General features: G+C 46.4%; 10 protein-coding genes and 1 riboswitch. Of the genes, 1 reads left to right on the top strand and 9 read right to left on the bottom strand.

The genetic code is table 11. The annotated features are described in order from the left end of the window. Positions 1 to 41: 41 nt before the first annotated feature. Positions 42 to 183, bottom strand: a riboswitch (yybP-ykoY riboswitch). A gap of 128 nt (positions 184 to 311) precedes the next feature. The 3 genes from NI455_RS04050 to NI455_RS04060 form a co-directional block, all read right to left on the bottom strand. Further along, positions 312 to 2,336, bottom strand: coding sequence for a 2-oxo acid dehydrogenase subunit E2 (locus NI455_RS04050; protein WP_253112553.1), 2,025 nt, complete (start codon positions 2,334 to 2,336; stop codon positions 312 to 314). Between the two features lie 2 nt (positions 2,337 to 2,338). After that, the gene (gene aceE / locus NI455_RS04055) at positions 2,339 to 5,041 is read right to left on the bottom strand and encodes a pyruvate dehydrogenase (acetyl-transferring), homodimeric type (RefSeq protein WP_253112556.1); all 2,703 of its coding nucleotides are present in this window, start codon (positions 5,039 to 5,041) and stop codon (positions 2,339 to 2,341) included. Positions 5,042 to 5,369: 328 nt separating this feature from the next. Beyond that, positions 5,370 to 6,053 (bottom strand): M23 family metallopeptidase, encoded by a 684-nt coding sequence (locus tag NI455_RS04060; protein WP_005245719.1) that lies wholly within the window; start codon positions 6,051 to 6,053, stop codon positions 5,370 to 5,372. A 107-nt stretch (positions 6,054 to 6,160) separates the two neighbouring features. Here NI455_RS04060 and NI455_RS04065 point away from each other — a divergent pair, with 107 nt between their 5' ends. Further along, positions 6,161 to 6,601: a DciA family protein gene (locus NI455_RS04065; RefSeq protein ID WP_004647242.1), complete on the top strand. Its 441-nt coding sequence runs from the start codon at positions 6,161 to 6,163 to the stop codon at positions 6,599 to 6,601. Positions 6,602 to 6,700: 99 nt separating this feature from the next. Here the strand turns inward: NI455_RS04065 and lpxC are convergent, their stop codons facing one another. The 6 genes from lpxC to murC all read right to left on the bottom strand — a co-directional run bounded on the left by lpxC (position 6,701) and on the right by murC (position 13,708). Continuing rightward, positions 6,701 to 7,603, bottom strand: a complete 903-nt coding sequence (lpxC, locus tag NI455_RS04070) for a UDP-3-O-acyl-N-acetylglucosamine deacetylase (protein WP_004647241.1) — start codon at positions 7,601 to 7,603, stop codon at positions 6,701 to 6,703. 126 nt (positions 7,604 to 7,729) lie between these two features. Beyond that, a complete protein-coding gene (gene ftsZ, locus NI455_RS04075; RefSeq protein WP_253112559.1) occupies positions 7,730 to 8,923 on the bottom strand; it encodes a cell division protein FtsZ in 1,194 nt (397 codons plus the stop codon). Positions 8,924 to 9,082: 159 nt separating this feature from the next. Beyond that, on the bottom strand, positions 9,083 to 10,345 hold the full coding sequence (ftsA, locus tag NI455_RS04080) for a cell division protein FtsA (RefSeq protein WP_004647239.1): 1,263 nt from the start codon (positions 10,343 to 10,345) through the stop codon (positions 9,083 to 9,085). 70 nt (positions 10,346 to 10,415) lie between these two features. Next, positions 10,416 to 11,270, bottom strand: coding sequence for a cell division protein FtsQ/DivIB (locus tag NI455_RS04085; RefSeq protein WP_005108153.1), 855 nt, complete (start codon positions 11,268 to 11,270; stop codon positions 10,416 to 10,418). Between the two features lie 2 nt (positions 11,271 to 11,272). After that, on the bottom strand, positions 11,273 to 12,202 hold the full coding sequence (locus NI455_RS04090; protein ID WP_195725300.1) for a D-alanine--D-alanine ligase: 930 nt from the start codon (positions 12,200 to 12,202) through the stop codon (positions 11,273 to 11,275). A 57-nt stretch (positions 12,203 to 12,259) separates the two neighbouring features. Next, the gene (murC, locus tag NI455_RS04095; protein WP_253112561.1) at positions 12,260 to 13,708 is read right to left on the bottom strand and encodes a UDP-N-acetylmuramate--L-alanine ligase; all 1,449 of its coding nucleotides are present in this window, start codon (positions 13,706 to 13,708) and stop codon (positions 12,260 to 12,262) included.

Below are 13,708 nucleotides of genomic sequence, written 5' to 3' on the forward strand. Positions count from 1 at the left end.
ATGACTCACCGCTCCTGCTAGCCAAAATCTGCAGAGTGGTAAATCAAAGGTCTTGCCAACAAAAGAAAGCTTGGAAAAGCTGACTTGGTTCTTTGCTATGATGACCATGCTCGGTTGAGCAAATATGTTGACCATCACCCTTCTGCTTTGCGCAAAAAGCGGCTACTCCCCAATGAAGTGCGCCAAGTATAGAATCAAATAGATTATTTTTCAATGCAGCAGCAAAAAACCCTGCCGAAGCAGGGTTTTCTCTTTACACCCTCTTTATATTTCTCCCAGAGAGAGAAAATAAAGGGCATATACATGATTTTTTAGATCAATAAAGTACGGATATCTTTGAGCAGCTTGGTCAGCTTGTTGGTGAAACGAGCAGCATCTGCACCATTGATCACACGATGATCGTAGGACAATGAAAGCGGCAGCATCAAACGTGGATCAAAGCCTTCACCATTCCAAACCGGCTGCATGGTTGCAGGTGAAATACCCAGAATTGCCACTTGCGGCCAGTTCACTAATGGCGTAAATGCTGTACCACCAATTGAACCCAGGCTAGTGATAGTGAAGTTCGCACCTTGCAGATCTTTCGGCGACAATTTCTTGTCACGCGCTTTTTGACCCAAGGCGCCTAGCTCAGTGGCAATCTGTTTAATTGACTTCTGATCTGGATGACGTAGCACAGGCACGGTCAAACCATCTGGCGTTGCGACCGCGATACCCATATGGATCTCATTACGTAGCAATACTGACTTACCCTCATCGGCCAAGTGACCAGCAAATTCACGCTCTTCTTTTAACAAGTGCGCAACTGCTTTGATGATGAACGCCATAATGGTCAGGCTAAGACCTTCTTTCTTGAAGTTGCCTTTCAGTTCATTACGCCATGCTTCCAGTTCAGTAATATCTGCTGCATCAAACTGGGTCACTTGCGGAATGAAATTATTCAGCGACAACTGTGGAATAGACACTTGTTGCAAACGCGTCAAGGCTTTCTCTTCCACACCACCAAAAGCGCTAAAGTCTGGTAGTTTTGGCAGACCTGCGACTTGAGCAGCAGCGGTGACAGGAGCCACCTGCGGCGTAGTAAGACGCGTTTTGACATACGCTTTCAGATCTTCTTTCATAACGCGCGCATGTGGGCCAGATGCTTTGACATCTGCCAACACGACGCCCAGTTCACGTGCCAGTTTACGCACAGCAGGACCGGCATAGACTTTCGAGTTAGCGACATTCTGCTCTTTGGTCAGCTTATCGGCATTATCCGACGTCGCGACTGTTTGAGTAGAAGATGCAGCAGGTGCCTGTGCTGCTTTTGCAGCAGGCGCTTTTAGTTCTTCTGCTGCTTTCGGTGCTTCTGCTTTGGCTGCAACAGGTGCAGCAGCTGCTTGCGCTTCAGCTTCGATTGTCACCAGTGCAATGCCTTGAGAGACATTTTGACCCAGTTCCACATGAATGGCTTTAATCACGCCGGCTGTAGTGCTTGGCACTTCAACAGTCGCTTTATCTGATTCCACCACGATGATGCTCTGGTCTTTTTCAACCGTATCACCGACCTGAACCAGAATTTCAGCCACAGCCGCCTTGTCTACACCCAGGTCAGGCACCATCAATTCAACATCACCTGTAGGTGCTGCTGGCGTTTGCGGCGCTTCGACTGCTTTCTCTTGGGCCGCCGCTTGAGCAACTGGTGCTTGAGGTGCTTCTGTCTGTGCTGACGCTGCCGAAACAGCCGTTTTCACTTTCAGAATGACTACACCTTCTTTAATGGTATCGCCTTCTTTAATCTCGATGGATTCCACCGTGCCTGAAACCGTACTTGGCACTTCAACAGTCGCCTTGTCTGATTCCACCACTACGATACTTTGATCTACCTCAATTTCATCACCGACAGCGACCAGGATTTCACCTACAGTGGCTTTTTCTACGCCAATATCGGGGATTTGAACATCAACCACTTGTGAGTTTGCTTGCGCCTCAGGAGCAGCAGAAGCTTTTGGCTGATGCGAAGCCAGTTCCTGCATGATTTCCTGATCCGGCAATGAAGTCGGGGTATTTTCTGAAGTTTTTTCAGATGCATCTGCTTGCTGTGGCTCGACCACATCAGTACTGCCGTCTTCAGCTTGTAGCTCAATCAGTACCGCGCCTTCAGCGACTTCATCACCCTGGCTCACCAGAATGCTTTTTACCACGCCTGCTGAAGTGCTAGGCACTTCAACAGAGGCTTTATCAGATTCAAGTAACACAATGCTGTCATCGATCGCGATCGTATCACCGACTTTGACCAGAATTTCGGCCACGGTTGCCTGATCTACACCAATATCGGGAGTCGTAATTTGCATGCTTAGTTCTCCTCTTTGTAGTCAGCAACAGCATGTACAGATGGGGTGTCTTGCGGTGCCCAAGCCACCGGACGATCGGTATCCAGCTCAAACGTCGAGATCGCGTCTTTCACCAGGCGCGGATCAACTTCACCTTCATCTGCCAGTTTTTTCAGAGTTGCCACCACAATATGGGCAGCATCGACACCGAAGTAGCTACGTAAATTACCACGTGTATCTGAACGGCCATAACCATCGGTACCGAGTGCCACAAATGGGCGGCCATCTGGAAGATAGGCACGAATCTGTTCGCTATAGGCACGCATATGATCAGTTGCAGACACCACAATACCTTCGGTACCGCGTAGCTGTTTCGATATCCATGCTTCTTTCACATCCTCAGCAAGTGGATGCAGGCGGTTGTATTCTTCACATGCCATACCATCACGTGCCAGTTCATTGAAGCTGGTGACACTGTAGACATTTGAGTGAATTTGATATTCCTCACGCAGAATCTTCGCCGCCTTGATCACTTCACGCAGGATCACACCCGAGCCCAGTAACTGAACCGTGGCTTTTTCATCTTCTTCCAGTAAGTACATACCACGCTTGATGCCTTCTTCAACACCTTTTGGCATTTCCGGATGCTCGTAGTTTTCGTTCATCACAGTCAGGTAATAGAACACACGTTCCTGGTTCACATACATACGCTGTAAACCGTCATGCACGATCACTGCCAATTCATAACCGAAACATGGGTCATAAGAGACACAGTTTGGAATGGTATTGGCCAAGATGTGTGAGTGACCATCCTGATGCTGTAAACCTTCACCGTTCAGTGTAGTACGACCCGCAGTTGCACCCAGCAAGAAGCCTTGTGCCTGTGCATCGCCTGCTGCCCATGCAATATCACCAATACGCTGGAAACCAAACATCGAGTAGTACATGTACATCGGAATCATTGGCAGGTTATTGGTTGAATAACTGGTCGCCAATGCTGCCCATGCACTCATCGCACCGGCTTCGTTAATCCCTTCCTGCAACATGTGACCGTCTTTGGCTTCACGGTAATGCATCAGCTGTTCTTGGTCTTCCGGGGTATATTTCTGGCCATGCGCGGCATAAATACCGAGCTGACGGAACATCCCTTCCAGACCGAAAGTACGGGCTTCATCAGGCACGATTGGCACAACACGGTCTTTAATCGCTTTCTCTTTAAGAAGTGCAGAGATTAAACGCACCATCACCATCGTGGTCGATTGCTCTTTACCATTTGAACCGGCCAAGACCGAATCAAATACTGAAAGTCCAGGAATCGCCAGCTGTTCGCTTTCTTTACGACGTGCAGGCAGGTAACCACCTAAAGCTTCACGACGTGCCTTCATATATTTCAATTCAGGTGAGTTTTCGCTTGGACGGTAGAATGGTACTTCTTCAAGCTGTTCATCAGTGAAAGGAAGATTGAAACGGTCACGCACGTATTTCAAAGAATTGATTTGCATCTTCTTGATTTGGTGAGTTTTGTTGACTGCTTCGATTTCCTCGGACAAACCATAACCTTTCACGGTTTTCGCCAGAATCACGGTCGGCTGACCTTTGGCCGTACATGCTTCGGCATAAGCAGCAAAGACTTTGTACGGGTCGTGACCACCACGGTTCAGATTATCAATATCTTCGTCACTTAAGTCTTTAACCAACTCAGCTGCTTCTGGATATTTTCCGAAGAATTTTTCACGTGCATAAGCACCACCTTTTACCTGGTAACGCTGGAAATCGCCATCGACGGCTTCTTCCATCACTGCTTTCAGTGCGCCGGATTTATCTTTATCTAGTAGTGGATCCCAATGACGGCCCCACACAACTTTAATCACACGCCAGCCTGCGCCGCGGAATAGTGACTCAAGTTCCTGAATGATCTTGCCATTACCACGTACCGGACCATCCAGACGTTGTAAGTTACAGTTTACTACCCAAATCAGGTTGTCGAGCTTTTCACGACCTGCCAGAGAAATTGCACCCAGGCTTTCCGGCTCATCCATCTCGCCATCGCCCAAATACGCCCAAACCTTACGATCTTCTTCTTTGATCAGGCCACGGTTCATCAGGTACTTTTGAATATGTGCCTGATAAATCGACATGATTGGGCCCAGACCCATCGATACGGTTGGGAACTGCCAGTAGTCCGGCATCAAATAAGGATGCGGATAAGATGGCAGACCTTTACCGCCTACTTCACGACGGAAATTATTTAGATGCTCTTCAGTCAAACGGCCTTCTAAAAATGAACGCGCGTAAATACCCGGTGCACAGTGACCTTGATAATAGATCATGTCGCCGCCAAAGCTGTCGCTGTTGGCACGGAAGAAGTGGTTAAAGCCCACATCATAAAGGGTTGCGGAAGAAGCAAAACTCGCTAGGTGACCACCGAGATCGTCACCGGTTTTATTCGCGCGTAATACCATTGCCAAGGCATTCCAGCGGATCAGCGCGCGAATACGGCGCTCCATGTCCTGGTCGCCTGGCATTGCAGGCTGTTCTTCAACAGAAATCGTATTTAAGTAGGGAGTATTTAAACGCTGAATAGGAACATGCTTTGCAATTGCGCGTTGATAAAGTTTTTCTAACAAAAATGCTGCACGCTCAGTGCCCATGTGCTGCAAAACAGAGTCAAATGCATCTTGCCATTCTTGGGTTTCTTGCGCGTCTGTATCGCCATAAAACGCCATAATCTACAGTTCCTAAAAGCCTAATCTAATGTCTTATATGTACCATATTTGAGACCTCAGCAGGTATGGCCTCAGCTGAATGCGATTTAGCAGTACTATTTAGGAACTAAATGATGAGTGACGTATAATTACACAACATAACAAAAAATAGTCAATAAAGGCGATTTATTATACAATCATTATAATAGTTGGTGATAATATGATATCTAAAAGCGATAAAACAAAAAGCCCTTCAAGTTGACTTAAAGAGCCTTCAGCTTAAACGCTTTAAAATGCTTATTGGAGATTTTTTATGTATAGAGATGCATCTTGTTATTCGGGTCTATACTTAAGGTAACATGGCCAAATAAGTAGATGGGTTTTTACGTTGACCGTCTTTTACTACTTCATAATGCAAGTGTGGACCGGTGCAGCGACCAGTACAACCAACGTTGGCAATATGATCACCTGCTTGCACCTGCTCTCCCACACGTGCAATAAGACGTGAAGCATGAGCATAGCGCGTTAAATAGCCATTACCATGATTGATTTCAACGTATTGACCATAACCTGTACCCCAACCTGATTTGGTCACAATCCCTGGACCTGTTGCATAGATTGGTGTACCACTTGGCGCTGCAAGATCAAGGCCTGAATGATTTTCAGCACGGCCACCCATGGTACGGCCACCGTAATTTGAACTTACGCGAGAATTAGGTAAAGGATGAGAAATTAGCCAAGAATAAGCACTGTTTGCTGCCGCTTTATTGGATGAAGTATTGGCATACTTCTGAGCAAGCGTTCGATTGTTCAGTTCAACTGGTTTCTCACGAAGTTGAACATTCAATTTAGTCTGTGCTGGAATATCGATATCATCTGGATGAGTATATGCACCCTGTGCCAGAGTACGCGTCAATTGCTCGATACGATCTGTTGAACCATTTTCTTGATTTAGATTGACTAAATCTGCGAACGCAACCGAAGCCGCTGAAACTGATAAAGAAAATGCCAACAAAATACGTCGCATATGCATAAAAAACCTCTCTAAACTGCTTTAATCGAGTTCCTTGAAGATCTCTATCCTTGATATCCACTAAAAGAAGCGCATAAGATTAAGACATAAATATGTAGGAATTATGTATGTCGGAACCTGTCAACGTTTTTCAACAAACAAGAAAACAGATAAAAACAGGAAACTTTTCGTTTCTCTCATCACAAGTCGCTGCCTGGCAGAAACTTACGAAACTCGTACAACCGCTATTGCCCCAACCGGAACGCTGGCAAGTTGTCTGCTATCAAAATGGTGTGTTAACGATTACCGGTGAAAACCAGGCCATGATCAGTCAATTGGCCTATCTTCAAAAGCAATACATTTCACAACTCTCTCAAATAAATGAATTAACAGATCTCACTAAACTTCAAGTTTGCTTGCGGAATCCTTCGCAAACATCACCTGTTTCAGCAACACCTGAAAGAGCCTTAAATGCAGAAACACAGGAATTACTTCGTAGTGCTGCTGACTTTATAAGCGACCCTAAGCTTAGCCAAGCTTTACTACGTTTGGCAAGCAATAAAAAGTAACATAGCAATCAAATGTAATAAATTAAAAAGCAAACATTATGTGATGTGTATCACAGTATTAAAGCAATAACAAAAACATAAAGACACAAACACAATGACTTATGTCACATTCACATACATGATTGGACAATTGGCTTCGTCATCAAATGTTACAATTTCATAGCAGCTTGGATCACTTTTCACATTGCGTAAAAGTTGATTATTCAAGGCATGTCCAGATTTGTAACCATCAAATTTGGCAATAATCTGATGTCCGAGCAAGTATAAATCACCCACGGCATCCAGAATTTTATGCCGTACAAATTCGTCCGAGAAACGCAAACCTTCTTCATTAACGACCCCAGTTTCATCCACACCAATGGCATTTTCCAGACTGGCACCCAACGCCAGATTATTGGCTTTGAGATAATCGAGATCTTTCATAAACCCAAAGGTACGCGCTTCACTGACTTCATAAACGAAGGTTTCAGTAGAAAAATCGATACTGGCGGACTGATGTTCTTTTTTAAAGGCAGGATGATCAAAATCAATGGTGAAATTCAGCTGAAAGCCCTCATGTGGGCTAAAAATGGCACGTTTGTCATCAATCAGCGCTTCAACCGGTTTAATAATCTTGACGAATTTTTTGGCGGCATCCAGCTCTTGCAAACCACCCTGCATTAACAGGTAAATAAACGGACCTGCACTGCCGTCCATAATCGGCACTTCAGAGGCCGACACTTCAATAATCAGGTTATCAATGCCCAGACCAGCAATCGCACTCATGACATGTTCAATGGTGCCTACTTTGGCATTTTCCTGAACCAGGTTCGAGCACATGAAGGCTTCCTGAATCAGCATGGCATCGGCAGGAATGTCGACTGGCGGATTCAGGTCAATACGACGAAACACAATTCCCCCATCGGCATGGTGCGGCACAAAGTTAATCATGACTTTTTGCCCACTGTGAAGACCGATTCCGCTCGCTTTCACGACACGTTTCAGGGTACGTTGTTTCAACATGCTTTTATCATCTGTTCATCTATAAAACCGCTATACGTTAGCATATTTGGCCATTGATAAAAAACAAAAAGGTGGCTTAAAAGCCACCTTTCCTGTCTAATCCAGCTAAACACATGATGTTACATGTTATTTACGCTGTTGATTCTTAAGATAATCCTGAATGCTCATTGGCGTTGGGCGCGGGCTAGAAACCGAAGCCGACGCCGGATTCGCTGCTGCACCTGTTTCATGCTGCTGACGCTGAATTGCCGGTACATCATCATCTTCCACCACAGCCTGTGCAGCTGCTGCTGGACGAGTTGCCTGTACGTTAGTACGTTTGGTCGGTTCAACTGAATCCGCTGCATGACGAGTGAGACCTGTTGCAATCACAGTTACGCTGATTTCATCACGCGCATCCGGATCAAAAACGGTACCGTAGAACACCTGACCTTCATCTAAATCGACAATCTGGTTCACGACATCGGTAATTTCTTCAATTTCACCGAAAGTCACATCATCACCACCGGTCACGTTGATCAGAATACCTTTGGCATTCATGATAGTTACGTTGTCGAGTAATGGACTACGGATTGCCTGCTCAGCAGCCTGACGTGCACGGTTCTCACCACGACCCAAACCGACACCCATCATGGCATAACCACGTGTGCTCATCGCTGTTTTCAAGTCAGCAAAGTCAAGGTTGATATGACCAGGACGGACGACTAAATCAAAAATACTGCGTACTGCATTCAGTAGAACATCATCCGCTTTTTTATAGGCATCTTTCATTGAAATATCACGGAAGACTTTCAATAGACGCTGGTTTGGAATAATGATTAATGAATCTACATGCTGCTCAAGCGCTTCAATACCTTTTTCAGCAGACTGTAGACGGCGTTTGCCTTCAAAGTTAAATGGCGTGGTCACGACACCAACGGTCAGGATACCCATTTCTTTCGCAATTTCAGCAACCACTGGCGCTGCACCGGTACCGGTACCACCGCCCATACCCGCAGTTACAAAGACCATATCGGTCCCTTCAAGCTGTTGGCGAATCAGTTCACGGCTTTCTTCTGCTGCGGTCTGGCCGACTTGCGGATTTGCACCTGCACCCAGACCACGGGTACTTTGCTCGCCCAGCTGAATTTTAAATTCGGCTTCCATGCGATCCAATGCCTGTTTGTCCGTATTGGCACAAACAAATTTTACGCCCTGGATATCGGACTGCAACATATGTTGTACCGCATTACCACCCGCACCACCTACACCAAATACAGTGAAACGGGCTTGACCATTGCTATCGCTATGATCGTCTTCGAAAAATTCAAATGAGGCCATGACCTATAAAATTCCTAATTCATAATTGGCAGTCACTAAGCCCGTATACTGCCTTAATCTTAATAAAATTGTTTTTAAGAATGCTGCTCATGCGTTCACTTGTCAAGTACAAGCCCGATTAACTACATCTTCCCAACAATATTCACAATAAAAATCGACTTAAAAGATTGATTTCAGGGTGTCATTAAAGCCAAACAAGGCTCTTTTGACCCGCTTAGCCAATGACAACCGCTCTACATCATCCTGTTCCACAATCGTGTCCTGGGTATCACTCTGACTAAACATCAGCAAGCCAGCCACCGTACTATATTGCGAGCGACGTAAAGCAGCCTGATGTTGTTCGTCTGCATACACCTGAGTCGGCGGATTACCTAAATGCGCCGAGACCCCCATGGTACGGCGAACAAAACTCACCATCCCTTCGATATGACTGGCATCACCGGTCAATACCACACCATGATACAAGCCCTGGATGGCACCATTTTTCACCAGCTCATCACGTACCAGACCCAGAATTTCTTCATAACGAGCCATAATAATTTCAGTCAGTTCAATCCGGCTGATGGTTTGTGGTCCATCAATCCCCTGGAACTGAATCATATGATCCGGCTTGACCACTTTCAGGTCGACACAGCCATACAATAATTTCAGACGTTCAGCTTCTTCGGTCGTGGTTTGCAATACTGCTGCAATATCGCGGGTCACATGTTCACCGCCACGCTGAAAGGTATGGGTTAAGGCCAAACGACCATCTACATACACCGCAACATTGGTCGTGCCAGCACCGATATCCACCAGACACACGCCATATTCTTTTTCGTCTTTCAGCAGGCTGGCTTCAGCAGTGGCCAAGCTCGACACCACCATTTTTTCCACGCCAATATTGGCACCTTTCAGGGCGCGATCAATATTCTGCATGGTACTGATTGGCAGCATCATTAGATGATAATGCCCGGTCATGCTATGTGCCGACATACGAATCGGATTTAGCACCCATTCCGGTGAATCATCCAGCTCAAAACCCAGAGGCACAGCACTGACCAGATAATGATCTGAAGTCAAATGACTGGCTTTGGCCAATTCCAGTGCACGCACCACTTCACTGGTGGTAATCGCATGCTCGCTATTGTCGATCGAGGTGCGACCTGAAGCATAAAAGCTTTTTAATTCGGCACTTGGAATAGAGACCCAGGCAGAATGTACACGACATTCCGCCATATCTTCTGCTTCTTGAACGGCATTTTTAATTGCAGTAATAACTTTATCGAGACTGACAATTTTCCCTTTACTCATGCCTCGGTTACGAGCGGTGGCCATACCAATCACTTGGATATTGTCTGGCGCGTGTACCTTGCCAATCAAAACTGAAACTTTGTGTGTCCCAATGTCAATCGCCACAACCGAGGGAACAGCTTCACTCATTATTCACTACTACCATTACGTGTTTGTTAGATTTATGGCTTTAAATGCCTCTATTTTTTAAAGCCGGTCATTATGGCTTTACTGTTACCTTATTCTCAACGCCCGTGTCATCAATGGTTACAATAAAATGTCCATTTACAATTTTAGGCGGAATTGAATTTTTCCACTGGATCGACAATCCATTGCGATAACGCAGGTCGATGGCCGAAATTTTAGACCAGACCGGCTTCAAATCACTCTGAGACAGATGGCTCAGGCGTTGTAATTTGCTCATGGTCTGATCTTTATCCACAATTATTCTTAAACCCGAATCAAACTGCATAAACCAGGTCATTCGCTCGGTGAGATATAATTCTTTTAGACGAATGCCTTGTGGCAAAAATAATTGATTAATTTCATTATAACGACGCATCATGGTTTCTGCATGGCTCGCCGGCCCATGTAGTAACGGTAATGCCTGATAATTCTTGGGTGTGACTTCCGTGAAAATCACACCACTGTCACTCAATAAACGTCCCGTTCCCCAACGCGCAATCGCATGATGCGGCATCACCCGCACCCGAATGCCATTTGGCCAGGCTCGGGAAACCACAACCCGATCTACCCAGGACAATTCCAGGGTACGATCACGGATCGCTTCCAAATCCGAAGTAAAATAGTTTTCGGTCACAATCGGTGACACATACTGCATGACCTGACGCTGTTCAGCAGCCGAGCGCGTACCCACGACACCCAGCTCTGCCACATCACTATTGGTCATGACTTTATATAAGCCCAATATTCCAAAGGCCAGCACCAGTAGCGCAATACACAACAATAACCAGCCACCAAAATTGGTCAGCTTTTCTTTGCGTGTTGGCGGCTTGTCGTGAATTGAAGTAATCGCAGCACGTTTACGGCGCATGGAAACAGGAAGTTGAGCCATATTTAGTGTGCCGAACCAGTCAAGGTCTGTTCCAGTATCGCCACACACAGCTCATCAAAACTGTAACCGACTGCAGCTGCCGCCTTTGGCACCAGTGAATGACTGGTCATTCCCGGCACGGTATTCACTTCAAGCAACCAGAAGTTGCCCTGTTCATCCTGCATGGCATCAATCCGGCCCCAACCGCTGGCACCGACTGCCTGGAATGCGCGCAAACTCAAGGCTTTTAACTGCTGCTCTTCAGCTTCACTTAAACCACATGGAATGCCATATTGCACATCATTACGCTGATATTTCGCTTCATAATCGTAGAAGGCAACATCTTGAGGCGGTTCAAGACGAATCACCGGTAGCGCCTGACCATTTAAAACCACAATGGTGTATTCACGGCCGGTAATCCATTTTTCTGCCATCACCACGGCATCATGTTCAGTTGCCTTGGTAATCGCTTCGGCAAAGTCTTCAATTTTCTCGACCTTGCTCATGCCGATACTGGAACCTTCATGCACCGGCTTGATAATCAAAGGCAAGCCTAAAGCATTAACAATGTCGGTCGCATCAGAATCTCTGGTGACAATACGATACGGCGCTGTCGGTAATTCCGAACCCTGCCAGACCTGCTTGGTCTTGACCTTGTCCATGCCGATCGCAGAACCTTGTACACCGGTACCGGTATACGGCACGTTTAACCATTCCAGTGCACCCTGAATTTGGCCGTCTTCCCCGCCACGTCCATGCAATACAATAAAAGCACGATCATAATTTACCAGTTCTGTGACACTACGCTCCTGCGGGTCAAACGCTTCCGCATTAACCCCTGAACGCACTAATGCCTCAAGTACCGCCGTACCACTGTCTAGAGAAACCTCACGCTCTGCAGATTTACCACCAAGCAACACGGCAACTTTTCCGAATTTTGAAGCATTTGACACGTTTATATCCTTAAACTTTTTTCAATCTGGTCAATTCAATTCAGTCATGCAAGATGACTATTTTATATATAAGTGATTTTGCGCAAGCTCGACTGAGATTGCTCCAACATTACCTGCGCCCTGGGTTAATAACAAGTCATTTGCTTGCAATACTTTTCTCATGATCTGATTCAGGTTGCCGTCCGCCGCATCGACCAGAATCGGCTCGACTTCACCACGTAGACGAATGCTGCGGGCCAAAGTACGACTGTCCGCCCCGACAATCGGTTTTTCACCGGCAGGATAAACATCCAGCAACAATAACTGGTCTACAGTAGAAAGTACTTCCACAAAATCATCGAAACAGTCACGGGTACGGCTATAACGGTGTGGCTGGAACATCATTACCAGACGACGGTCCGGATGACTCTGACGCGCAGCTTTAATCGTCGCTTCGACTTCTTTTGGATGGTGACCATAGTCATCCACCAGTTTCACATTACCACCGTCAATTTCAAACTCACCCTGAACCTCAAAGCGACGCCCCACACCACTGAAACCTTCCAGTGCACGGCAGATTGAAGCATCAGACACGCCTTCATCGGTCGCTATACCAATCGCGGCCAGGGCATTCAGCACATTATGCAAACCTGGCTGATTCACGGTTACACGCAATGGCTCACGCTCTTTACGCAATACGGTAAAGTGGGTTTGCATGCCATCCTGATCAACATCTACTGCGCGGATGTCATTGTCCTCATTGAAGCCATAAGTCAGTAACGGACGTGCAATCCGCGGCATGATTTCACGGATATTGGCATCATCACCACAGACTACAGCCAAGCCGTAAAATGGCAATTTTTGCAGGAACTGGATAAAAGTATCTTTCAGGACATCGAAGCTACCGCCATAGGTATCCATATGATCGGCATCAATATTGGTCACCACGGCAGCCATCGGTTCTAGGTGCAGGAAAGAAGCATCTGACTCATCGGCTTCGGCCACGATATAACGGCTGGCGCCCAAGGCTGCGTTCATACCGGTACGGTTCAGCAAACCACCGATCACATAGGTTGGATCCATGTTTTCTTCAGCCAGCATACAGGTGATCAGACTGGTGGTGGTGGTCTTGCCATGCGTGCCGGCAACGGCAATACCATGACGGTAACGCATCAGCTCACCCAGCATTTCCGCACGGCGAACCACAGGAATACGGTTTTCAATCGCGGTTTTAATTTCCGGATTTTCTTTATCAATCGCGGTAGAGACCACGATCACGTTGGCGCCCTTAATATTATTTGCAGTATGCCCGATATAGACTTTAATGCCATTCGCTTCCAGCTGTGCGGTGGTATTGGATGCCTTGATATCTGAACCGGAAACTTTATAGCCCTGGTTTTTCAGCACTTCCGCAATACCACACATGCCTGCGCCACCGATCCCCACAAAATGAATGTGTTTGATACGGCGCATTTCCGGCACTTTAATTAACTTTTTCGCTTGTTCAGCTGGGGTTGTTGGAGACAT

The organism is Acinetobacter lwoffii (assembly GCF_024129435.1).
In the GTDB taxonomy this organism is placed as follows: domain Bacteria; phylum Pseudomonadota; class Gammaproteobacteria; order Pseudomonadales; family Moraxellaceae; genus Acinetobacter; species Acinetobacter lwoffii_F.